This window comes from Paenibacillus urinalis, assembly GCF_028747985.1.
GTDB lineage: Bacteria > Bacillota > Bacilli > Paenibacillales > Paenibacillaceae > Paenibacillus > Paenibacillus urinalis.
Genome location: NZ_CP118108.1, coordinates 210,327 through 234,933, shown reverse-complemented (window position 1 = coordinate 234,933; position 24,607 = coordinate 210,327). Strand labels below are relative to the sequence as shown.

Sequence of the window (24,607 nt, the reverse complement as noted above, 5' to 3'; positions counted from 1 at the left end):
TGTTCTAAGCGTACGATGCAGTGCTCCTTACGCTACTTCATTGTAACGCTTTCACAGAGAGTTCTAACGTGTTTAGGAACGAGATAGCACAGATTGAGAATGAACTGCATTTATATGCGCATGAGCTGCTTGAACTCCTTCGCTTTGCTGCGGCTGACGGGAATCTCCACATCCAGATCCGTTAATTTGAGCAGATACGTATTGTTGAACCAAGGGATGATTTCGCGTATTTTGGACAGATTGACCAGATAGGAGCGGTGACAGCGATAGAAAGACTCTCCAGGCAGCCGGGAATGAAATTCACTAATGCTGACATTCATTGTATATGTCTCTGCTTGGGTAATCACTTCTGTTGTCTTCTCCTGGGCAGAGGCATAATAGATGTCGTCACTATCTACAACGATAATCTTCTCATTCTTCCATAAATTAACCTTACGAATAGCCGGCTTGGACTCTTCTTGTACAGGCTGATGCTGCTGTCTATAGGCAGCTTCCAGCTTCGCCAGCATGGAGGATATACGAGATTCACTGTAGGGCTTCAGAATATAATCAAAGGCTTCGATCTCAAAAGCCTCAGCCGCATGCTCTTTATACGCTGTAATGAACACGATGTAGGGCTTCACCTGGAACTTGCTTATATTCTGGGCAAGCAGCACACCGTCGATTGAAGGCACGTTAATATCTAGAAAGAGAACATCCACCTCATGGCTCTGTAAATACTTGAGTGCATCCAGCCCATCCTCGAATTCCTCTTCAATCTCAATGCTGCTATGCGTTCGAATCAGATAGGCCAGCTCCTGACGGGCGAGAACCTCATCTTCTACAATGATTGCTTTCATGCCTGCTTCTCCTTTTTTACATCAAAAAATATTTCGGTGCCTTGATCCAACCGCCGGATATGCAAACCCTCTCCATAAATGAGCTGTACACGCTGATGCACATTATACAGTCCGATGTGATGCTCAGGCATATTGCCTTCCTGCACCTTCTCAATGATCTCCTCCGGAATGCCAGCCCCTGTATCCGAAATGGTGATTCTCACCCTTCCTTCGTGCTCCTTCACGGCAATCGTGACCGTTCCGGGTCCTTTTGTTTTCAGTATCCCATGGTTGATTGCATTCTCAACCAGCGGCTGAATGATAAGACTTGGGATTCGCACCTGTACTTCATCAATATCGTACACCACGTTCAGTCGTTGGCCAAAGCGGGCTTTTTCAATCTCTACATACTGCTGTACCTGCTGCAGCTCGGCATGAATATCGATCATTTTATCCGTAAGCTCCAGATTATAGCGCATATATCCCGACAGATTCACGATCAGCTCCCTGGCTTTATCCGGATTGATTCGAATCGACGAGGCAATCGCATTCAGCGCATTGAACAAAAAATGAGGATTGATCTTCGTCTGCAGCGCCTTCAGCTCCGCCTTGTTCGCCATTTCTTTCATTCCTTCTACCCTGGATACTTCCATCAAGGTCGAGATCATTTGCGACAAACCGATCGCGAGGGCTTGCAGTGAATCTGTAATCTTATGAGCCTTGGCATAATAAATTTTCAGTGTCCCTGTGACCTCTCCCTTCTCTTGAAGCGGAATGATTATCAGTGACTTAATGAATGGATTCGTATGCGCCGTATCGTTATTTCGAATCGTAATTTGCCCGCTGGAGATCGTCTTCTTCGTCTCTTCACTAATAATCTCATGACGCTCCAGATAGTGCTCTTCACCAACCCCGACATATGCCAAAATCAGCTTTGTGTCCGTGATCGCCACCGCGTCCGCACCAATCTCATCCTTAATAATCCGGCAGATCGTATGCAGCGATTCCTGATTAATGCTTCGGAAATAGGGGAGCGTCTTGTTCGCAATATCAAGTGACAGCTTCGCCTGCTTGGCCGCTACAACCTCCTTCTCCCCTTCTACGCTTTGAACCAGCAGAACAATAAGACCCACACTGACCTGGCTTAGAATCATTGGAAAAGCAATTCGGGAAACGATCTCCATCCCTAATGAGGCTGGCTCGGCCATCACTAATATGAGGATCATGGTTAAAGCTTCGCAGGCCATACCTGCGAGAATACCTGCTTTCCACCTCTGTTCGGCTGACCTCAGCTTGTATATGTACCCTGATACAACCCCTGCCGTAATGCTTGTGATTAAACAAGGGACCGAGGTAACCCCGCCAATGTCGATCAAGAAACGGTGTATTCCCGATATGACACCCGTAACGAGCCCCACCCACGGACCAAATAATATCCCACCAGACATTATGGCAATAATCCGCACATTGACGAGTGAGCCTTCAACATTAATACCGCTGTATGTACCAAACAAGGCAAAGCCACTGAAGATCAGGCTGGCGATGGTGAGCTCCTTCCATGTCTTGTCTCCGTTCTGAAAAAAAGTCCTGAAACGGGGTACCCGGATCAGCACGAACAAGCACATCAGCAGCAATGCAGCCCGCTCTAATAGCTGCAGCAGCATCAGTAAAGTGTCCTGCATGATATGTAACCTCCCAACCCCATAAATCGTGCTCTCATTATAGCCATGGTATTTTTATCTTGTCTAATTTCCCTCTTTTTCTTCCATCGGTATTTAGGCAAAAAATAAAGCAGCTCTAGTGAGCCGCTCGAGGTGTGCATAGGTTTGCATAGGTGTGCATCAATTATTTGGTCTGATCATACGTTATAAATTTATTGATAAAACCGCGTAGGTTTTGACTTGTTTCGTTCAACTGCTCGATTGCGGTCATAAAGTTCATAACCAGCTGCGCCTGATCCTGTGAAGCATGGGCGATCTGTCCAATCTCTTCCTCCATCTGTTTAATGGACTGCTGGACACTGTCCAGGGAGGTCTCAATCTGATGCGTCGCCTCTTTGGTGTCAACCGACAGCTTACGAACTTCCTTGGCAACAACACCAAATCCCGCTCCTGCTTCACCCACACGCGCTGCTTCGATCGCAGCATTAAGCCCCAGCAGATTCGTCTGCTCAGAGATCTCACGAATAAATCCAGTGACATGGTTGACCGCTTCGGATTTTTTCACCGCTTCTTTGGAATTGTTCAAGATTTCATCCGAGGTAGCGGACAATTCTTCGGAATGCGCAGCGACTTGCTGAATACCGCTGAGCAGCTGTTCAGCAATTTGCTCTGTGGCCCCCATATATTTCTCAAGCATTTCCTGGTTCTCGAGGCTGTAGTTTACGCTGAGTGCAGCCAGCATTTCTCCATTCTCGTCCTTAATGGGCAGAAACATCGCTTCAAAAGGGTATTCGTAGCCGGAGTATTCCACCCGGTCCGCCGTCTTCACATATCCGTTAGGGAAAAAAGAGAAATTCCGATTATGCTCATCCAGAGGATACCCTGCCTCAAATCCAAACTTCAAAGATTCACTGTCAGACCAATACAATATCTTCTCACGGTCAAATATAGCTATAGCTACATCCTCACGGATGACTTCTTTAATAAACGGCATGCTCTTAATCAGCGCGTCTACAATATTCATTATCTTTCCCTCCATATCTCTAATCAACTATTAGTTGATTCACTTACTAGATATTTCGGCATAATGTGAATGAAAATACAGACATTAATTGTATAAAGAGGTGTTGGATCTGGATGAAAATAAAAAGGGCCGCTATAAGCAGGCCCCTTTAATCTTTTGACGACACAAAAAAGAGAACAGTCCGGGCATTATAAACCACGAACTGCTCTCTTCATATAAGGTAATCTTACCTATTGCGTCTGTGATGCTCCATTTGTAATGTGGAACTCCAGCATCATCTGCTGTAGTCGTGAGCCGAAGCCCTCGGATGCTTCCATGAAGTAGTTTTGCTTCACAATAAAACTGCCGCCTTTTTCATTGTCGAACACATAATACCTGACGATCGGATCATTCCATTCCGAACCACCTGTTCCGCCAATGGCTCTTACTTCCCAGCCTGTGACCGGCGTCTCAATAGCTTCCGCAGCGTGTACTTTGGAGTAATCCTTCTCAAGGGTTGCTTCAATGTCGGCTGCTGCATCCGCTGGGAGCATGGCTACCTGGTATATTTCCATTGACACCTCTGGATACGGTTCTCCTGGCGGATCAGCGAGTACAATCTTGTCCATTCCATCCTCTTGGATCATCTTATACATCGTGGTATCAAAATAAATGACGTACTCCTGATCTGTCCCTTCATGCAGCGTATCAACACTTGTGGAAGGCATGCCTTCAATCTCTGTCTCCACCGTTTTCTCCGGTGCGAACCATTCCCTAACTTGCTCGACGAGTGCCTGTACGGGCGCAGTTGGCAAGCTCATGACAATAAGGATGGAAGCAGCCGCCACTGCCGGGATAATCCATCGCTTCCGCTTCGATTTCTGTTTCCTCCTAGCAGAATACTGCTCCCCTGCTGCTTCCTTATGTCGACGCTCTTCCTGAATCTGCCCTTTGATGGCCGACCATATCTTGTCCTGTTGCTGTACCGATTCATCCGTTCCTGCCTTCAGCCCGTCCCTCAGCTGGTGTTCCAGCTGGTTATCTCGTTCTTCGTTATGAGCCATCCTGCTCTCCTCCTTCATTCAGTCTCAGCCAGCCTTGCAGCTTCTGTCTTGCTTTATACAATCTCGATTTGACGGTGTTTACGTTCAGATCTAGCAATTCTGCGATATCCTTCTCTGCGTAATCATTTACGTATTTCAGAATGATCGGAATTCGCTGCTGATCCTCCAGTCTCTGCACCATGTCGTATATATCGCCGTGCTCATCAAAGGTGTAGCGGTCATGCTGCGATGGCAGCACGCGCTCATCCGTAAGCTCTGTCGGAACCAGCCGTGAATGCTTTTCTAAATACCGGTTGCATTCATTCACCAAAATCCGATTAAACCAGGGTTCAAAGGGTTTGTTCAGATCAAAGGTATTCAAATTCCGATATACTCTCATAAATGTTTCTTGTACAACATCCGCTGCACTTGCCGAGCTTCTCGTTATGGCCGTCGCCGTGCGTATCGCTTTGTCAGCATAAACTCTGTAGAGCTGCTCGAATAATTCATCGCTATACTCTTGTTGGAGCTGCCTGATCAGGTCTTGTGTCAACGCGCGGCCCCCCTTTCTGTATGTCAGTCATATATAATACCCTGGGATCACGATAAAAAGTTTTCGATTCCGATCTGTAAAAAAAGAAAAGAACCGCGCTGTTGGCTGCACGATTCTGACGAGAATAAATTCTTAAAAAGCGGTCAAGGAAGATTATTAAATGTATTGTGAACAGGAGTGAGCTAAGAAATAAAGAGCGATTCATCGTTTCTTATAATATCTTATACACTTCCTGATTAACCAATCAATACAAATAATAGCGATAAGAAATACCGACCAATAATTCCCGATAAACCAAATAGAGAAGAAGCTGATCATAATAAAAAATACAAGCACTGCCAAAATAAGTCCAAGTTTGTCCATGATGTCTAATTCCTCTAGATATGTATTTAAAAACACAGGATACCTTCGAATACCCTATACGGGGTACTCTTTCTACGCTAATGAAGCTCTCCACCGATTACCTTGATATCCTCTTCGGCATTTGCAGCTGTGATCGCAGCTATTTCAAGACCTTTTACAATGTGATCAAGACATAAGCTCGGGGCCCCCGAGTTCAATGTCTGCTCAGGAAGATACGGGATATGAATGAAGCCGCCGCGAATATGCGGTGAGTAGGACTGCAAATAATGCATTAAGCCATAAAATAAATGATTGCATACAAAAGTGCCTGCTGTATTGGACACGGCCGCAGGAACGCCGGCTGCTCTCATCGCTTCTACCATCTTTTTGATCGGTAATGTAGAAAAATAAGCGGCAGGCCCGCTCTGTACAATCGGCTCATCAATCGGCTGCTGCTGTTCATTGTCTGGTATACGGGCATCATCTACATTGATCGCGATGCGTTCCGGTGTAATCTGTGTCCGTCCGCCAGCCTGTCCAATGCAGATGACAACATCGGGCTGCTCTTTTTCGATAGCGGATATGACATGCTGAATGGACTTGGCAAAAACGGTCGGGATTTCATAAGCAACCAATTTCACATTACTCGTCTTCTTGCAATTCAGCCGCTTCACAGCTTCTAGCGCAGGATTGATCTGTTCACCCCCAAAAGGGTCGAATCCAGATAACAGCACCTTTTTATCCATTTGATAAGCCTCCATATGCTATGATCCTTGATTTCTCTACTATATCCTATTTTTACCTGATAAAAATATCCATGGCGTTGAAGGTTAACCGCTGCAATGAATGTTGCTTGCTAATATTCACCTTTTAATGAAATATGAAAGTGAATTTATTACATCATCTTTGACTTTTCTACTATATTAGAGAGTATTTTAGCGAGTTACAAAGCTTATTTCCCGAGAAATAATGACAAGAATCGATGTATAATGATAAAATTTAAGATTTTTATGTAAGTATTTACATATACACCTTCTTCTCATATCTTCAAAAGAAAAAAAGCTGATGAGATCACCTCAACAGCTTTACTGCTACTCTTTATATTCTATGACGCTTCTATGCTCGCTTGCAATCGATCAGGCAACCGCCAAATTTCTGCGAATTCTGCGATCAATAATAAAAGGTCCAAAAGGTATGATGGAGGCGACGAGTGCAGCAAGCACCATCTTGATCGACCAGCGGTTTAGAAATGCCGCTATCGCTATGGCGATGATGTAAAGAACAAACAAAAATCCGTGTGCTCCCCCCACAATGGTTACAGCTGCTGGAATATCAAATGCATATTTCAAAGGCATGGCAATCGCAAGCAATAAAATGAAGGAAATGCCCTCGATCATTCCGACGACACTAAAAAAACGCATTGCATTCTTGCTTGATTTGTTCATTATCCACCTGTCCTCTCCTGCTATATACCGTGTCAGACGGGTAACTAACTCGTCTCACTTCAGCATTCAGGGACATCTTACAACGGGTCTAATGATAAGGTCAATGGAACTTGTCCGTTTGTTGGAATTCCGTAACAGATCCTTGTGAATTAAGTGAATTATTGCGCTGCAATCTTGCCACAGATTTGATTTAAACACACAAACCTGCCAGCTTAAACTTCAATTTATACATTAGAACCACCCACAAGCAAAAAAGCCACCGCAAACGCGGAGGCCTATGTGAAACCTTTTATTACACTTGCTTGAATTCAATTTGGTCAATATGCATACCTGGCTTGATATGCTCAAACGTCAATTCATATTGACCTGCTTCGAGCTCCACCTTGATCTGCTTCAGCTTCACCCACTTACCTTCCGTTCCGTTCGTTTGGACCGTAGTGACCACTTGTCCGTTCAGCATCAGGTTACAAGCACTTTGTGCAAGCTCGCCATCTGGAGACATGACATTTGCAAAAATGCGGTACACTCCCGGCGCTTCGACTTTAATCACCGCTGGACTGTCTGGCACGATCTTCACTTGACCTTCCTCTGCCACCGTCTGCACCTGTTCTGGATGCAGGGATACACTCGCCTTAAACTGCTCCACGCTCTCCTTAATAAACGTATCTCTTGAGAACACCGGAGCCTGCATCAGCCACTCACAAATATTGATGGCATTACGCTGTAATTCCCCACGCGTGAGCGTGCCGTTCTCCAGGGATTCTATCGTATTATCGCCATACGCGTTCGTTTCCGCTCCATAGTTGCTGACCACCATATAGAGATCGTTCTGAGCGCGAATCATAAAGTTCGTGTTCTTACGGTCTGCTGGACCGCTGTTCGCCGAATCGTTCATCACGGCCCACCAGTCCGTCATCACGATCCCTTTATATCCCCATTCACCGCGGAGAATCGTCGTGTTCAGATCATAATTGGAAGCAGCCCAATGGCCGTTAATCGGATTATATGAGGTCATAATGGAGTTTGCCCCACCTTGTTTTACGGCCATTTCAAAGCCCTTTAGATAAATCTCACGCAGAGCACGCTCCGATACGACCGCATCGACTTTGGTACGATACTTCTCCTGGTTATTGCAGGCAAAATGCTTCAGTGTAGCAAAAGAACCTCCCTTGCGAATTCCGCGCGTACAAGCTGCTGCAAACAAACCGGTTACCAGTGGATCTTCGGAGAAATACTCAAAGTTCCGGCCGTTCAGCGGACTGCGGCGAATATTAAGGCCCGGCCCCAGTAGAGTGTCGATTTCATTGCGGACCAGCTCTCTGCCTTCCATCACATAGAGTTCTTCGACCAGATCCACATTCCATGTCGCTGCAAGCAGTGTGCCGATTGCCACCTGTGTTGCCTGCTGCCCGCTGTCCATCCGGATGCCGGAAGGGCCATCTGCTGTACATCCAACAGGAATACCGAAGCCTAGCAGACTGTCGCTGACACCTCCAAAAGCCGAAGCCGTCCCTGGCGTAACGAGCGGGCTGCTCATACCCTCGCCCCGAACGATAGCCGCCAGATCCTGGTCGCTCAGCTGAGCAATAAATTGCTCAATGCTGACTTTACCCTCATGCACATCTTTCAGCTTGTAGCCTTGATCTCCCGTCTGTGCTAGTGTCTGTGGAAGATTCTTCTCAATTCGCTCTCCAAGAGAAATCTTCCGTGTGGGAACTTCGGCTGCCGACAGCTCATATGTGCCATCCGCCTGGCGTGCACCAGGCATCATCCGCTTGAAGCCTTCCGTTGGCGCCATCGCCTCCTGCAGCTGCTCCACGACGACAAGCGATTCAAGAATATAGCCTTCCTGCCCGTCTACCGTTACTGCTTCCAGCTGTTTAACGCTGCTGCCGACATAGAAACGATACACCCCTTCTTCCAATACGTAAGCCGATGGGTGCCCTGTTACGCCGCTGTCATCGTAGGAAGCCATAGAATCAACGGAGAAGCGGAGTGTCAGCTGCTCTGATTCACCCGGCTCAAGGAGCTTTGTTTTGGCAAAAGCGGCAAGCGCTCGGGCAGGCTGTCCCAGCTTCCCTTGCGGCGCTTCGTAATAGACTTGAACAGTCTCTTTGCCCGCATAAGCGCTGCCTGTGTTAGTTACCTTGACCTTCAATTCAATAAATTCGGCTCCACCTTCGCTCCCCTTCGTCGCACCATCATTCTCAATTGAAAAGGTCGTGTAGGACAGTCCATATCCAAATGCAAACTGCACCTTATCCGGACAGAAGGTTTCGAAATAACGATAACCTACGTAAATATCTTCCTCGTACAGATTCTTAAACTCATGACCGTAATTACGGGTCGAAGGATAATCCTCGATGGAATATGCAATCGTATCGGTCAGCTTACCGCTCGGCGTAACATCCCCTGCCAGCACATCGGCGATCGCATTTCCGCCTTCCATTCCGCCCTGCCATGAATAGATCACTGCCGAAATCGGGTAAACATGACTTGCATCGTCCAGCCAGCTCATATCAATGATGTTGGAGACATTAAGCACGACAATGGTTTGTTCAAAATACTTCGTTACCATGGTCAGCATCGCTTTTTCATCATCCGTCAGCTGATAGCTTCCCTGCTCGTTCGCATTATCCTGATCCTCACCAGCTGTACGCCCGATCACAACAATTGCCTTTGCAGATTTGCTTCTAGCCCCAGATACCAATTCATCGGTCAATGGCATTTCTTTCTGATGCCAAGGTTCGGCTGCCCATCCGCCTCCGCCGTTATCGAATGGATTTTGTTCAATCCATTTTTCATAGGTAGCTGCTAGCTCCTCATTGACCTCGATTTGAGACTTTGCGCGAAGGCCATCCAGCAGATTGGTCGTATATACCACATTGACACTGCCGCCTGATCCGGTACCGCTGCGATAGTAATTTACCTGAGTACGTCCAAAAACTGAAACGTTTTCGGAACGTTGTATAGGCAGCACTTGTCCATCGTTCTTGAGCAGTACTGCACCTTCTGCCGCGACCTTTCTACTGAATTCTGCAAATCCTTCTAATGGAACACCGATAAGTTGTGAGCTCAAATGATTCCCTCCTGAAATGTTTTTTCGAAAGTACTAAATGATTTATGAGATTGATTCATATTGCTATATAAATGAAAGAATACAAGAAAAACGAAGAGTGTAGGCGTTTACAGTTTCAGTTGTATACGTTTACCTCCCTATTCTATTCCATAGTAACAGATTTCTAAAGACATTTGAAAGATACAGATCACAAAAAGACCCATTCGTTAAAATGGGTCTCAGCAGCACTATAATTAACATCTCACAGCGAATAATCGCTTCCTGAATACAGAATGCGGGTTACTGATGATCGTGAGCACTCTTCTGTTTAACCAGACTGTAGTATTTGTTAATATCGTCATCTACTTCTCTGGATTTCGCAAGTACAATTTCAGAGTTATAACCATACCAATCGGCCAGAAGATTGAGTTCATGTCTCTTCTTCTCAATAAGTGAGTAAATTGAAATCTTCCCCAACATGAATTCCCCCTTAGTATGTTTGTACTTACACAAAATGAGTCATGCTAGTGAGTATTACTGTGGAATTTAACCCTAATTTAAGAATAGTTCGGATGGTAAATCTCAATCTCTTAATTCTCAATCATGAGTTGTCTCCATCAAACTATATATAGATAAAATATATCAAAACTAACCTATATGTACTCTTAATTAGAGCTAACAAAAATAATTCTGAAAATGATATGAATGAGAGAAAAACCTCTCTTTTCGTCTATTTTACTACTTTTTCCACATTTTGCAACTATATTTTATAAACTTTTTACACGTATGGTGTATAAATTTCCTCGTTCTTGTCTACACAATTCGTGTACATGAACACTTATTGTGTAAATAAAACTTTATTCTGTGTAACCATGCTAAACTAACTTTTTAGGAGGGATTTCATAATGTCTGTCTTGGGAGATCGTCTGAAGCAACAAAGAGAACACAGAGGATGGTCTCAGGTCTTCGTATCCAAAAAGTTAGGTCTAAAACGCAGCAGCACTTATGCAAACTGGGAGTACGGAATAAGAGAGCCTGACTTGGACATGCTGCAGAGAATCGCTGATCTATATGAGGTTTCTATCGATTGGTTGAATGGCAGAGAGCAGAAATACGAGATTAATCCTGAGCCACAAGAAGAATATATACTGAAGATTATTAGAGAAACTGAAGCCGATTACAACGTACAGCTTCGTGGTGATCCCGTTGTGGAATCTACGCTCCGAGATCTGATACAAAATATAGCAAAGCTGAAAAAAGCAGCACAAAACGAGAAGGACTGATGTCATGTGAGCGCTTGTGCTCTTAAGTGCGGTTCCTACATAAGTTGGTTATAATAAGATAAGCAGGACAGGTTACATAAGTTAGTAATAAATAAAGGCAGGAGACATATGCGTACACACGTCCACATCATTGCTCCTTATGAAGCGATGATTCCTATTATAGAAGAGTGCATTCCGCTATTTCCCCACTTAGATATTCAATATGCGATCGGTGATCTTGGCAGAGGAGCCGAACTCGCAGCTAGGGCAGAAAAAAACGGGGCAGAAGTTATTATTAGCCGCGGAGGGACGGCTCAATTCATTAAAGAAGCCGTGACGATTCCCGTCATCGACGTCCACCTTTCGGGTTACGATATGATTCGTTCGCTAACGCTAGCCAGTCAGTTTAATGGTCAAACGGCTATCGTCGGATTCTCCAATATTACATCAGGCGCACAATCGATTATTGATCTGATGGATTTGCCTCTAAAGGTGTATACCATACACAGCTCCGAGGATGTGGCAAGACTGCTGCTTGAGTTAAAGGCGGCAGGTTACCGCCAAATTGTGGGGGATGTTATTACCGTGAATACAGCTAATGCTTATGGCATGAAGGGGCTGCTGATTCAATCCGGTAAAGAATCGATATTGAGAGCGCTGGATGATGCCCAGCTTATTTATCGCTATTTGAGCAAGAACAACACCATATCGTTAATTTTGAATGAGCTCGTGATGAATGAGCATCCCAACCTCATCATATTGAATGAGCATAATGAAGTCGTATACGAACAGTTGAACGATTTTGACCATAACCCTTTGACAGAGAACCATATCTATGTGACCAACACGAATATCGATTTTCATCAATCGAAGGTTCAAAATGTTTTTATAGTTGATGACTATCAGCTCACCGTTAACGCCTATGAAACGACGATAAACCGTATCAGCTACAAGGTTTACTCCTTGGAAAAGGGACAGCCCTATGCCTTTGCTCATCTTGGCATCAAAGCCTATTATGAGACATCCGTAGAGCCCATTGTAGCTGAATCCACTGCTATGCGCACAACGTTAAGCCATATTAACATGCTCTATAAGTATCATGAGCCCATTCATTTGCTGGGTGAGGAGGATACAGGAAAGTCCTACTTGGTGAAGTATATTCATCAAACGTATGCCAATGGAGGGCTGCTGCTCCAGATCGATCTGAAGCAAGTTCCTCCAGGTGTATTAAGCGACATTCCACTGGCCAAAGTAAGAAATGTAGAATTGAATCATGTGGAGCACCGCATTGAGGATCCAGAATGGATCGCATTTATTGAGTCCTGCCTGAATCAGCAGGTTGGAATATTCATTATCAGTGAACAGGCACTGAACGAGCATTGGCCTCCACATCTTAAACTGAATACCATCATCATGCCGACCCTCTTGGAGAGACTGGATGATCTGCCATCACTGATTCAGCATTTTCTATCGGATTATTATCAGAAATATGGAACAACGGCAATCAAGATTAAGGAAGATGCATTGCAGCTGATACAGCAAAAAGCATCCCATATGTCTATAAGCCAGCTAAAGCAGCTGATTAAACAAGCAGCCATGAACGAAACGGAGTATGTACTTTCAGCAAATACAGTTTCCCGATTATTAGACGGATACTCTACTTCGAAGGCCTCGAATTCCATAGAGCTTACAGGTACATTAAAAGAAATTGAAAAAGAAATTATCTCCTATGTATTGCAAGAAGAAAATAATAATCAATCCAAGGCAGCGGAGCGATTAGGGATTAATCGAGCCACCCTATGGCGTAAACTTAAGAATGAATAAGTTTACGCTTTTTTTATTGCGTAATGTGTTGCATATTTAAACAATTTTTAAATTTAGGCACATTTACATAATTTTAATGTTGCTAAAATAAACAACATGATATAGTATTGTTCCTGCAAACGCTTTATTAAAACGATTACACAAGGAGCTAACAATATGAATATTAAAGCGACGTTAGATCGGATCCCTGGCGGCATGATGGTTGTCCCTCTTCTCATCGGGGCATGTATCAATACATTTGCTCCAAACGCTTTGCGGATTGGCGGCTTTACCGAAGCCTTATTTGTCAACAGTTCAAGCACGCTTATTGCACTATTCCTATTGATCGCCGGTACGCAAATTACGTTTAAAACAGCGGGTTCATCTGTTGCAAAGGGTGTTACGCTGCTGGTGTTTAAATGGGCCGTCGGCGCAATCATCGGATTGATTGCCATCATGTTTGCCGATTCTTCAACCGGACTATTTCTGGGTCTAGCGCCTCTCGCCATTATTGCCGCCATGACGAACTCAAACGGTGGACTCTACATTGCACTAGCTGGACAATACGGGAAAGAGGATGACAAAGCAGCTTACCCTTTCCTTGCACTCAGTGACGGACCGTTTCTTACCATGGTAGCGCTCTCGATCTTTGGCGCGATGGGCTTTGCTGACGGAATGTTCTCACCGATGTCCTTCGTAGCAGTACTGCTTCCGCTGGCTGTCGGCATAATTATTGGTAACCTGGACCGTAATATGGCAGAATGGCTGCACAAAGGCAGTGATAAGCTGGTTCCTTTCTTCGCCTTTTCTCTGGGGATGGGCATCAATTTCTCTTCCATCATCCAAGGTGGCCTTAGTGGTATCCTGCTAGGCGTACTAACCGTGCTGCTCACAGGCGGTCTCGGATTCCTGCTCTTCAGAGCCATTGGCTGGAACCCAATTGTCGGTGCATCGGAAGGATCAACAGCAGGTAATGCAGTAGGTACACCGGCTGCGATCGTCGCAGCGAATGCTTCCTTTGGACCGATTGCTGAAATCGCCACAGTACAAATTGCGGCAAGTGTCGTAACGACCGCCATCTTATTGCCGATCTTCATTGGCTTCTTATCCAAACGATTGGAGAAATCCGGCGGCGTCGAAAAATATAACAATCCAGCTGCATAGAGGTTATAATAGCCCCTCAATTTGCACTCGTTTTTCTCAAGGAGGAGGTAACTGCATGAAACTAGCCATCATTGCAGATGATTTGACTGGCGCCAATGACAGTGGAGTTCAGCTCGCACGTCATGGCCTTAGAACAAGCGTATTATTTGATATGGATGAGGATAACATTCGCAGCTACGATGCTGTCGTCTATGATACAGACAGCCGCTCCATCACCCAGGAAGAAGCTTATCAGCGGGTAAGTAAGGCCGCGGAATTCTTAATAAAGGCCGGATTCAATACCATTTTTAAAAAGATGGATTCCACCATGCGTGGAAATATCGGTGCAGAGATCGATGCATTATATGATGTCGTTAAGCCTGACTTTATGATGATTGCACCCGGCTATCCCAAAAACAATCGCACCATCTTAAACGGTGTCCACTATTTGAATGGTATCCCGCTTGGTGAAACAGAAATTGCAAATGATCCCAAGACTCCGGTTACTCTCTCTTACCTTCCAGATTTGCTTAAGCTGCAAACGAAGTATGAGGTCGGTGAAATATCCGCAAGTGATCTGGATGCCGGGAAAGATCATGTTGAAAATAAGCTGAAACACTTTATGCAGAACTCCGTTCCTTATGTGCTCGTTGACTCGACCAAGGAGCATCATTTGGAACGGATATTGCAAACAACGAAGCAGCTAAGCTATACGTTTGCATGGGCCGGTTCAGCAGGGATTGCGAACTACCTGCCCGAGCATTACGCTATATCACACGCTCACTCAGAGCTTACGATCGCTGAAAATCAAGGTCCGACTCTTACTGTCGTCGGCAGTGTAAACAAGAACTCGCGCGCACAGCTCAGACAGCTGCTTGAACAAACGGATGTGTGCCCGGTACAATTTATATCTTACAAGGCTGTGTCTGAGCCATCGGATCGCAACGCAGAAATGGAACGTGTATTTGAAGAAGTGAAGTCACTGGCCTTAGAGGGTAAGGATACTGTGATCTACTCCACAGCAGAGCAGATCGATATCGAACAAGCACGTACCACCGGCGAGTCCAGAGGACTTAACCATACCGAGGTTAGTAACGAGATTGTGCGAGCCATCGGTGAGGTTTGTGCAAGACTGCTGGAGAAGGGTTATTTTACAGGTGTCTCCATGACAGGCGGAGATACGGCGAAGCAAATCTGTATGATGTGGAATATCAGCGGCTTTGAATTGTTGGACGAGCTGGAAATTGGTGTGCCGATTTCGAAATTTATAGGCGTCAAGGATCTGTACGTGATTACAAAAGCAGGCGGATTCGGCAAGCCAGACGTATTTATCCATGCGATTCAAAAGTTAAAAGGAGGAACTATAGCATGAAACCAACCGTCGGAATTACGATGGGTGATGCAGCAGGCATCGGACCCGAAATTATTATGAAGGCATTAGCCCACCAGGAAATGTACGATAACTGCAATCCTCTTGTGATCGGGGATGCCAAAATATTAGACCGAGTTCTGCCAATCATCGGCTCAGATCTGAAGGTACGTTCGATTCAGGAGCCATCTGAGGCGAAATACGAATTTGGTACCGTGGATGTAATCGATCTGGATCTCGTCCCTGCAGATCTTGAATTTGGTGAAGTATCTGCTGTAGCAGGAGATGCAGCCTTTCAGTTTCTGGCAAGAGCGATTGACCTAGCGAAGCAGCACAAGATCCACTCCATCTGTACGGCTCCATTGAACAAGGAGTCTTTGCACCAGGGCGGACACCTGTATCCGGGACACACTGAAATTTTGGCTGATCTCACGGATACCAAAGATTTCTCCATGATGCTGACAACTCCGAACCTGCGGGTCATCCACCTGACAACCCATATGGGACTGATTGAAGCCATCCACAGCATTACTCCGGATAGAACGTATACTGTCGTTAAGCTTGCCCATGATACGCTGAAGAAAGCCGGTTTCGACAACCCGAGAGTTGCGGTCTGCGGAATCAACCCTCATGCAGGTGAGAATGGACTCTTCGGAAACGGTGAGGAAGAAGAAAAGCTACAGCCCGGCATTGAGCGTGCCCAGAAGGAAGGCATTAATGTAGTAGGTCCTCTCCCTGCTGACACTTTGTTCTTTAGAGCTGGCAGAGGCGATTTTGATATCGTTGTTGCCTGCTACCACGACCAAGGGCATGCGCCAATCAAGGTCATGGGTATTGAAGAAGGCGTGAACATTACGGTCGGACTAAAAGGCGGTATCATCCGCACCTCTGTCGACCACGGAACAGCATTTGATATTGCAGGCAAAAATATTGCTGAAGACAAGAGCATGCTGGCGGCGATCCGCTCTGCCATTGAGCTTGCTCCAAAGGATCGACTCTAATACCTAGCTTGACTGCAGCTTGCACATGAAAGACCCAGCGATCGCTGGGTCTTTTTTGATGTGTCGCTTTCATGTGTTTTCGTTTGCTGCTCTTGCGAGTGAAATTTGCAATACAGATCTGCTCCTCGCACGAATAGGTGCATATAAGCCAGCACATAATATACCTCATAAACCGATCTCAGTTAGATAAGGAGGACTCATCAATTGAGTACGAACCAACCAGACAAGAATCTTATAAATGAAGTGAAAGATCTAGAAACCACGGCTGTGAACAGCCTGGATGCACAGCAGAAGCAGCAAGCCCGCAATGACCGCCGGAAGCAATCGCAGCATGACAGCAATGGTAAATATAACGAGAGTGAATCGAATAACTATCATTAGACGCCTCTCGCATTCAGAAAAGGCTCAGCCATAAAGTCCAGAGCAGAAAAAAAGAATCGGTCCCGTGAAGCATCGTTTTAGATGCCTGCGGACCGATTCTTTCTATTATATAGATCTACTTTTTATCCATTTATTTATTCAGGAAATCGATTAACGCTTTATTGAATGGCTCAGCGTGAGTCGCATTCAAGCCGTGTGGTCCACCTTCAATGACAACAAGTTCACTGCCTTTCACGGCTTCATGCGAGAGCTGACCGCTGACTTCAAGCGGAACGACCGCATCGGAATCCCCATGAATGACGAGCAGCGGGATATCGAATTTGGCCAAGTCTTCACGGAAGTCGGTCCGGCCGAAGGCAGCAACACAATCCAGCGTTCCTTTTGGAGAAGCAGCAGAAGCAATGGCAACATTGTACAACCGGAAGGGCTCGCTGACCAGATCTGTTCGATCTCCTGCCTTAAAGAAGTTATGCGTGAAGCCATCGAGAAAAGCGATTCTGTCTTCTGTCAGGCCGGCTTGAAATTCTTGAATCGTCGCTTCGTCCAATCCCCCTTCCGGATGCTCGGCAGATTTGTAGAAGTACGGAGGAACAGCACCTGCCAGTACGGCTTTTCTAACACGACTCGTTCCATAGGTACCAATGTACCGGGCAACCTCACCGCCACCCATGGAGAAACCGACCAGTGTTACATCGCTCAGATCCAGATGTGTAATCAGCTGATCAAGATCAGCTGCAAACGTATCGTAGTCGTATCCATTATACGGCTGAGAGGATTGTCCAAATCCGCGGCGGTCATAAGTAATTACACGATAGCCTGCGTTGATAAGCGCTGGAACCTGCTTCTCCCAAGAACGTCCGCTGAGCGGCCAGCCATGAATGAGAATGACGGGTTTACCCGCACCAAGATCCTCAAAATATAGTTCAATCGGTTGTCCGTTTTCGGTTCCTACATTTAATTTAGGCATGTTTATACGTTCCTCTCGATTTAGTTTTTTAGGGTCAGCCACCACTGACCTTTTTCATCATTATCATAGCGGTTTTTTTAAGTATTGTATTTTAGCAATTTACTATACCTTCTATAGGATTTTTCTATATGTAATTACCCTTAAATTGGATGAGCATATCAAGTGAATACATCAAATTATTCTATAAATAAAAACTATATGAAATATAGTTAGCTCCATATTGATCAGAATATATACGGCTTATAAGATGGGTTTAATTACATGTAAAGGAGAATATTAATGGGGATTAAATTTGAATGGGTTCCATGCTTAACTGTATCGGTGAAACCCACCTTGGTTCGGCTCGAAACACGCACTACACATAGAAAGGGGGCAGCCATTGAGCCGTCTATCAACAGAACGCGCACCTAGCTCATCCGTTACGATTATTTTGTTCTGGTGTTCATTGATCGTTGTCTCCGCTGTCTACATAACGATTCCTTTAATCTCACTATTCGCTGAAGTATTCCAAGTATCTTCCTCTCAAGCCGCTTGGGTCGGCAGCGCATTCTCTTTTGCCTTCGCAGGCGGAGGACTCCTCTTCGGGGTTCTATCTGATCGATATGGACGTAAAAAATTGATGATTACCGGGCTGCTGCTGCTAACCTTCACAACACTATTGATCGGCACCGTCCAATCCTTCTTTTGGCTTGTTGCTTTGCGTTGTCTTCAAGGCTTGGCTGCTTCCATGTTCCCCCCATCTGTTCTAGCCTATGCCATGGAGATGTTCCCCGCGAAGAAGCGAGTAACGATTATCGGATTTATTAGTACCGCCTTCCTGATGGCCAGTATCATCGGACAAATTTACAGCAGTATCATCGTGTTCACGTTCAGCTGGTCGTACGTATTCTATTTTTTGTTCGGCATCTATCTCATATCTTTTGTGATCATTACCTTTGGAATTCCAAGCGACTCGAATGATGGGCAGCGAGGCAGCATTGCTGCTTCATTCGTCCGGATCGGTACCATTTTTCAGATCAAAGGACTTCCTTTTTGCTACATTATATCGACGATCCTGTTCACTGCACTGGTTGGATATTTTACGACGCTCGGCAGTTACTTGACGAGTCCGCCATTTCAATTAAGTCATGAGGATATTTTATGGATTCGGGCAGCAGGTATTATCGGCATGCTGGTGTCTCCATTCGACGGTAAACTGGTCGCCAAGTACGGGGTGAAACGTGTGTTGTGGAGCGGATTATTATTGGCAGCTATCGGTCTCGGATTGCTCGGAGTCTGGCCTAATTTAACCTTCCTGATCCTGATGAGCATCGTATTCACAACGGGCGTTGCCATTGCACTTCCTGCCCTCATCTCGCTGATCGGTCAGCTTGCAGGAGAGGTTAGAGCCATTGCCGTTTCGTTCCACATGTTCATGCTATTTATAGGTGCGTCGCTCGGACCTATACTCTCCATTTATCTCATTGATAGGGGAGGTCATCTACTTACATTTGAAATCCTGGCTGGCCTGCTCTGTCTAAGCATGATCGTTCCACTGTTAATTCCGCTTCGAGAGCCGCCTGCTGCAACCGGCCATCAGCATCAGCCGAACCGTTCGATTTAAGTCTATGAAAAATGGCAAAAAGCATGCACCCGTGAAACCTCAGTTTTACCGGTGCATGCTTTCTTTTCATTTTATTCACATTAGCTTATTGCTCGATCGCAAGAAAGGCAGCGACTTCAGCTAACCGGGAGGCATATCCCCATTCATTGTCGTACCAGGCTGCCACGGATAAGAGCTCGCCTTGAACCTGTGTTAGCGGAAGATCAATAATTGAAGAATGTGGATCTGCAACGATACGGGAAGAAGCCCACTCTCCCTCCAGCACATCCAGCACGCCCTTTAACTCGCCTTCTTGGGCAGCCTTGCGGAACATATCATTGATCTCCTGCGCTGTACACGGCTTCTCCGTAATGAGATTCAATTCCGCAATACTGCCGGTTCGGGTTGGAATTCGATAGGCTTTGCCTGTGATCTGAAGATCCTTCCATATAAACTTAAGTGCTTTGGCAGCTCCAGATGAGGAAGGAATAATGTTCTCCGCCGCCGCCCAGGAGTCTCTGCGGTCTTCCATCGGCTGATCGGTCAATGATTGGGTATTGGTATACGAATGAACGGTGGAGAATAAGCCATATTTGATCCCATAATTCTCTTGGACCAATTTAACTACAGGTGCCAAGGCGTTAGTCGTGCAGCTGGCCATACTAATAATTTTATGCTCTACCGGATCATAGCTGGACAAGTTAATGCCTTTTAGGAGCACTGCATCACAATCCTCCAGGCTCTTGCTTGGACCGCTTACGAGCACTCGGTTGGCTCCCCGGTGAAGATGGAGCTCTGCAGCAGACCGTGTAACCGCGCGTCCTGTGCAATCAATAACCAGATCGACACCGAGCTCTCCCCAGTTCGGGATTTCCTGTGCTGCATTCAAGTAGTGGATGTGACGGTCGCCTATCGTAATTTGTCCTTCACTACCTTGAACAGGCTCATGCCAGCGCTTATAATTTGTATCTACTTCAAACAAGGCAGCCAGCGCAGCTTCATCTTTAATGTCTGAGATGGAATAAGGTACAAATAAATCGTTAAGCAGTGCTGCACGAAGCAGCTGTCTTCCAATGCGTCCGAATCCAAAAATCGCAATTTTCCCCATGGTATCCTCCTATTTATCTCCTTAGGTTTATCTTTAATTTATATCTTCGCCTAACACACGAACTTCAATGGGAAGAAGATTCCCCTCTACAATGTCTCGCTGGGATTCCAACCAAGGTGGAAGCTGAAGCTTCTCCCCCAGGCTCTCCATAGGCTCATCGGTTGCGAATCCTGGAGGGTCGGTAGCGATCTCAAACAGGATTCCCCCTTGTTCGCGGAAGTATATCGCATTAAAATACTGGCGATCAATAATTGGCGTGGCTTGAAAACCGTGCTGCACAACATGCTCACGCCACATGACATGATCCTCGCTATGCTGTGCCCGCCATGCAATATGATGCACGGTGCCTGCGCCTTCACTCTCCCATCCCATGGGTTCAGCATTAACGTCGATGATGTTACCAAGATCACCATAGGAACGATATCGTACCAGTCCGCCCTCTTCGCCGACTTTGTCCAAGCCCATAACGGTTCTTAGCGTATTCTGGGTTTGTTCGGGATTCGTGCTGTATAGCACTGCTCCGCCAAACCCTTTGATCGCTTTATCGGCTGGCACGCCCCCATAGGACCACTTGCTTAACGCCCCTTCTTCTCTCGCAACCACTTCCAGCTGCAGGCCGTCCTTATCATTGAATTGCAGGTAGGTCTCATTGAAACGCTGCGTGCGCTTGAATTCAACGTTCAGTTTAGCCAATCGCTCTTCCCAGAATGTCAACGCTCCGGCCGGGACCACAAACGTTGTGAGCCCAACCTGGCCTCCTCCCACTCTGCCGCGGCGGGCTCCATCGAATGGAAAGAACGTCATCGCTGTGCCTGGACTTCCCACTTCATTGCCGAAATAAAGATGATATACTTCGGGAGCATCGAAGTTGACGGTCTTTTTTACGAGCCGGAGACCTAATACCCCCGCGTAAAAATCAACGTTTCTCTGCGGATTACCCACAAACGATGTAATGTGATGAATTCCAGCTGTTTTTTTAGTCATGATAAACAACCTCCAAGTTATGCTTAGTAAGAAACGGGGAAGCTCTTGCAACCATCAACAGGCCGCCGATCGAACGGCAGCCTGTGCACAGCCTCTGCTTCGTATAGGACTATTACTTTTAGAACACAAAACAATCCAAGTCGCAGAATCCGCCGCCATGGTGGTGACTGCATCTGTGATGATGGTGAAGCTGTTGATGCTGTTGATCTAACACTTGCTGGCCGTTTGTCCCTCCGGATATAGGTGTCTTATAGTACCCGCCGTAATAGTTATGCGGCGACCAGTCGGGGCTTGCTTTGGGAGCTAGAGGTGATAAATGCTGGAATTCGCCGACGCCATAGACGATCTTCCCTCCGACTACCGTCAATACCGATTCGATTTTTTTGATCTCCTCTTCAGGAACACTCAAGAAGTTAGCTGAGAGCAGCGAAAAATCCGCATAATAACCAGCTTTGATCTGCCCTTTGACATCCTCTTCCTTGGAGAACCATGCATTCCCTGCCGTATACATCCGAAGCGCTTCATGGCGCTCCACACGGTTGGATTCCGGATACAAGGAGAGTCCGCCGAGTGTTTTGCCCGTTACGAGCCAGTACAAGGCTACCCATGGATTATAGCTCGCCACACGAGTCGCGTCCGTTCCAACGCCTACGCGCAGACCAGCCGTAAGCATCTTCGCAATCGGCGGCGCATTCTCGGCTGCCTCAGCCCCATAACGGTCAACAAAATACTCTCCCTGGAATGCCATCCGATTTTGGACAGCGATCGATCCTCCTAAGGCTACGACCCGCTCTAAATCTCGCTCATGAATGGTCTCGGCATGATCCAGAATCCAGCGCAGATCCTTAAAAGGCACCTCTTTATTCACACGTTCAAATACATCCAAGAATCGGGAGATCGACTCTCCATATGTTGCATGCAGACGGAATGGCCACCGCTGCGAAACAAGATGCTGTGTAACCCCAAACAGCTCATCCTCCAGAACGGCAGGCAGCTCCGGGCGAGGCTCGACAAAATCCTCAAAATCTGCCGCACTGTATACGAGCATTTCACCCGCACCGTTATGCCGGTAATAAGCACTTCCCGTATAAGGGGTGGATGAAGCTGTCCACTTCTCGAAATCAGCCAGCTCCTTATTCGGATTCTGTGTAAAGAGATTATAGGCCGTGCGAACCGTGATCTCCTCCCGTCGGTCCAGCTCTTCAAATACTTGATAGTCATCCGGATAATTCTGAAAACCGCCGCCGGCATCGATGACACTCGTGATGCCAAAACGATTGAGCTCCCGCATAAATAGGCGAGTGGAATTCAGCTGATCCTCGTAGCCCAGCTTCGGACCTCGCGCCAAGGTTGCATATAGAATCGTTGCATTTGGTCTTGCGATCAGCATCCCTGTTGGATTCCCCTTGCTGTCCCGCTGAATCTCGCCGCCTGGTGGATTCGGTGTGTCCTTCGTATAGCCAACTACGCGAAGAGCCGCTTTATTCAAGAAGGCCTGACGGTACAAATTAAGAATGAACACCGGTGTATCCGGTGCGATGCGATTAATCTCGTCCAGGGTAGGCATTCTGCGTTCCTTGAATTGGAACTCTGTCCAACCACCCACAACTCTAACCCAATGCGGTGCGGGTGTGCGGTCAACCTGAGCCTTTAGCATACGCAAAGCATCAGCGACCGACGGCACTCCGTCCCAGCGAAGCTCTAGATTGTAGTTCAAACCACCGCGAATCAGATGAATGTGAGAATCATTCAGTCCCGGAATCAGCATCCGCTTATTGGCGTTTACCATACGGGTTGCTGCCCCTTGATACTGCATGACTTCAGCCTCTTCTCCAACGGCTATAAATCGGCCCGATTTGATGGCTGCAGCGGAAGCGATCGGATTCGCCTCGTCCATTGTAATCATGTGCGCATTATGAATAATGAGTTCTGCTTCTGTAACACGCGTTTGCTCGGACATCGTATATCCCCCTTTACATGTTATGTACTACTTACTGGATAGCCAGAGTTTGATCCATGGAATTAATCGCTGCCCCAGGAACATGCCGAATAAGCCTAGCAAGCCTAAGAATGGCGGTGCGGGAGAGGGTATACGAAGCGATTGGAACACGATGCCGATTGCAATCCCTGTGCCTAATGCCAAGATCATGGATCCCCACATGTAGAATACCTCCTTACGCTCAGAATTGATCTTACACAAGTTTTTGATAGTTTCATTCTATGGGAAGGCTTCAAAACGCATCAATAAGGCTCTCTCTATACCTGATATAGTAAAAACTTATATTCAAGGTATAATTTCTTCCTATCTTTCCTATAGAAAAAAGCCAATTGTTTAAAATGGATTATTTTTCTAGTATAAGTGGCATACAACAGCACATCGCTTAGCCGATTAAAGTCTGCTGTATCCAAAATAGAGCGAAGGTGGGACTTTTATATGTTTAAGGACAAAGAAGATTTGCTTACACCAGACAACTCCGCTATTATCCTTATCGATCATCAGCCACAGATGTTATTTGGCACGCAAAGCGCTGATCGCCAGGTCATTATTAACAACACGGTGGGATTGGCTAAGACGGCTAAAGTATTCAATGCTCCGATCATTCTGACAACGGTGGCTTCCGAATCCTTCTCAGGACCGCTTCACCCGCATATCCAGGAGGTGTTCCCTGAGCAAAAACCAATTGATCGCACCTCTATGAACTCTTGGGAAGATGAGAATTTTGTAAATGCGGTGAGAAAAACAGGCCGTAAGAAACTGATTATGGCCGCTTTGTGGACGGAGGTATGTCTGGCATTTCCGACAGTGGCCGCCATTAAGGACGGTTACGAGGTATATATCGTTACAGATGCTTCGGGTGGAACAACAACAGAGGCTCATGACATGGCCGTGCAGCGGATGATTCAGGCTGGAGCTATTCCAGTCACCTGGCTCTCTGTCCTGCTCGAATATCAGCGCGATTGGTCTCGTCAGGAAACCTATAATCCTGTGATGGATGTGGTCATTCAAAATACGGGTGCTTACGGTTCCGGCGTTTTTTATGCGAAAACGATGTTTGACGCACATGAGGGATAATAGTCGAGCTG

General features: G+C 46.2%; 22 protein-coding genes. 8 read left to right on the top strand and 14 right to left on the bottom strand.

The window, feature by feature from the left end; genetic code table 11:
• Positions 1-110 precede the first annotated feature (110 nt).
• From PUW25_RS01125 to PUW25_RS01085, 9 genes are all read right to left on the bottom strand, one after another.
• Entirely contained in the window at positions 111-839 is a 729-nt protein-coding gene (locus PUW25_RS01125; protein WP_274337901.1) for a LytR/AlgR family response regulator transcription factor, read from the bottom strand.
• Entirely contained in the window at positions 836-2,500 is a 1,665-nt protein-coding gene (locus PUW25_RS01120; RefSeq protein ID WP_274337900.1) for a sensor histidine kinase, read from the bottom strand. The genes PUW25_RS01125 and PUW25_RS01120 overlap by 4 nt, the downstream gene beginning before the upstream one ends.
• Positions 2,501-2,663: 163 nt before the next feature.
• Positions 2,664-3,503, bottom strand: coding sequence for a methyl-accepting chemotaxis protein (locus PUW25_RS01115; protein ID WP_274337899.1), 840 nt, complete (start codon positions 3,501-3,503; stop codon positions 2,664-2,666).
• 230 nt (positions 3,504-3,733) lie between these two features.
• On the bottom strand, positions 3,734-4,546 hold the full coding sequence (locus tag PUW25_RS01110) for a hypothetical protein (protein ID WP_274337898.1): 813 nt from the start codon (positions 4,544-4,546) through the stop codon (positions 3,734-3,736).
• Positions 4,536-5,078 carry an RNA polymerase sigma factor gene (locus PUW25_RS01105; RefSeq protein ID WP_274337897.1) on the bottom strand — a complete coding sequence of 181 codons (543 nt, stop codon included), beginning with the start codon at positions 5,076-5,078 and terminating at the stop codon, positions 4,536-4,538. The genes PUW25_RS01110 and PUW25_RS01105 overlap by 11 nt, the downstream gene beginning before the upstream one ends.
• A gap of 440 nt (positions 5,079-5,518) precedes the next feature.
• Entirely contained in the window at positions 5,519-6,166 is a 648-nt protein-coding gene (gene pcp, locus PUW25_RS01100) for a pyroglutamyl-peptidase I (RefSeq protein WP_274337896.1), read from the bottom strand.
• Between the two features lie 390 nt (positions 6,167-6,556).
• A complete protein-coding gene (locus tag PUW25_RS01095) occupies positions 6,557-6,865 on the bottom strand; it encodes a DUF3817 domain-containing protein (RefSeq protein ID WP_076315594.1) in 309 nt (102 codons plus the stop codon).
• 292 nt (positions 6,866-7,157) lie between these two features.
• On the bottom strand, positions 7,158-9,944 hold the full coding sequence (locus PUW25_RS01090; RefSeq protein ID WP_274337895.1) for a glycoside hydrolase family 3 C-terminal domain-containing protein: 2,787 nt from the start codon (positions 9,942-9,944) through the stop codon (positions 7,158-7,160).
• Positions 9,945-10,223: 279 nt separating this feature from the next.
• Positions 10,224-10,403, bottom strand: coding sequence for an aspartyl-phosphate phosphatase Spo0E family protein (locus PUW25_RS01085; RefSeq protein WP_047913938.1), 180 nt, complete (start codon positions 10,401-10,403; stop codon positions 10,224-10,226).
• A 425-nt stretch (positions 10,404-10,828) separates the two neighbouring features.
• Here PUW25_RS01085 and PUW25_RS01080 point away from each other — a divergent pair, with 425 nt between their 5' ends.
• From PUW25_RS01080 to PUW25_RS01055, 6 genes are all read left to right on the top strand, one after another.
• Positions 10,829-11,206 carry a helix-turn-helix domain-containing protein gene (locus PUW25_RS01080; protein WP_047913937.1) on the top strand — a complete coding sequence of 126 codons (378 nt, stop codon included), beginning with the start codon at positions 10,829-10,831 and terminating at the stop codon, positions 11,204-11,206.
• Between the two features lie 108 nt (positions 11,207-11,314).
• Positions 11,315-13,009 (top strand): PrpR N-terminal domain-containing protein, encoded by a 1,695-nt coding sequence (locus tag PUW25_RS01075; RefSeq protein ID WP_047913936.1) that lies wholly within the window; start codon positions 11,315-11,317, stop codon positions 13,007-13,009.
• 156 nt (positions 13,010-13,165) lie between these two features.
• Positions 13,166-14,152: a 2-keto-3-deoxygluconate permease gene (locus PUW25_RS01070; RefSeq protein WP_047913935.1), complete on the top strand. Its 987-nt coding sequence runs from the start codon at positions 13,166-13,168 to the stop codon at positions 14,150-14,152.
• 55 nt (positions 14,153-14,207) lie between these two features.
• On the top strand, positions 14,208-15,503 hold the full coding sequence (locus PUW25_RS01065; RefSeq protein ID WP_047913934.1) for a four-carbon acid sugar kinase family protein: 1,296 nt from the start codon (positions 14,208-14,210) through the stop codon (positions 15,501-15,503).
• The gene (gene pdxA, locus PUW25_RS01060) at positions 15,500-16,501 is read left to right on the top strand and encodes a 4-hydroxythreonine-4-phosphate dehydrogenase PdxA (protein ID WP_274337894.1); all 1,002 of its coding nucleotides are present in this window, start codon (positions 15,500-15,502) and stop codon (positions 16,499-16,501) included. Before PUW25_RS01065 ends, pdxA begins: the two co-directional genes overlap by 4 nt.
• A gap of 204 nt (positions 16,502-16,705) precedes the next feature.
• Complete coding sequence (locus PUW25_RS01055) at positions 16,706-16,882, top strand: hypothetical protein (RefSeq protein ID WP_177178851.1); 177 nt, start codon at positions 16,706-16,708, stop codon at positions 16,880-16,882.
• Between the two features lie 130 nt (positions 16,883-17,012).
• Here the strand turns inward: PUW25_RS01055 and PUW25_RS01050 are convergent, their stop codons facing one another.
• Positions 17,013-17,849: an alpha/beta fold hydrolase gene (locus tag PUW25_RS01050; RefSeq protein ID WP_047913932.1), complete on the bottom strand. Its 837-nt coding sequence runs from the start codon at positions 17,847-17,849 to the stop codon at positions 17,013-17,015.
• Positions 17,850-18,228: 379 nt separating this feature from the next.
• Here PUW25_RS01050 and PUW25_RS01045 point away from each other — a divergent pair, with 379 nt between their 5' ends.
• On the top strand, positions 18,229-19,452 hold the full coding sequence (locus PUW25_RS01045; protein ID WP_274337893.1) for an MFS transporter: 1,224 nt from the start codon (positions 18,229-18,231) through the stop codon (positions 19,450-19,452).
• A gap of 85 nt (positions 19,453-19,537) precedes the next feature.
• Here the strand turns inward: PUW25_RS01045 and PUW25_RS01040 are convergent, their stop codons facing one another.
• The 4 genes from PUW25_RS01040 to PUW25_RS01025 form a co-directional block, all read right to left on the bottom strand.
• Entirely contained in the window at positions 19,538-20,539 is a 1,002-nt protein-coding gene (locus PUW25_RS01040; RefSeq protein ID WP_274337892.1) for a type I glyceraldehyde-3-phosphate dehydrogenase, read from the bottom strand.
• Between the two features lie 33 nt (positions 20,540-20,572).
• Positions 20,573-21,523 carry a ring-cleaving dioxygenase gene (locus PUW25_RS01035; RefSeq protein ID WP_274337891.1) on the bottom strand — a complete coding sequence of 317 codons (951 nt, stop codon included), beginning with the start codon at positions 21,521-21,523 and terminating at the stop codon, positions 20,573-20,575.
• Between the two features lie 118 nt (positions 21,524-21,641).
• Positions 21,642-23,483 carry an amidohydrolase gene (locus PUW25_RS01030; RefSeq protein WP_047913928.1) on the bottom strand — a complete coding sequence of 614 codons (1,842 nt, stop codon included), beginning with the start codon at positions 23,481-23,483 and terminating at the stop codon, positions 21,642-21,644.
• Positions 23,484-23,510: 27 nt separating this feature from the next.
• Positions 23,511-23,684 carry a XapX domain-containing protein gene (locus PUW25_RS01025; RefSeq protein ID WP_076315583.1) on the bottom strand — a complete coding sequence of 58 codons (174 nt, stop codon included), beginning with the start codon at positions 23,682-23,684 and terminating at the stop codon, positions 23,511-23,513.
• Positions 23,685-23,957: 273 nt separating this feature from the next.
• On the opposite strand from PUW25_RS01025, the gene PUW25_RS01020 reads away from it, so the two are divergent.
• Positions 23,958-24,596: a hydrolase gene (locus tag PUW25_RS01020; RefSeq protein ID WP_047913927.1), complete on the top strand. Its 639-nt coding sequence runs from the start codon at positions 23,958-23,960 to the stop codon at positions 24,594-24,596.
• The last annotated feature ends 11 nt before the right edge of the window (positions 24,597-24,607 follow it).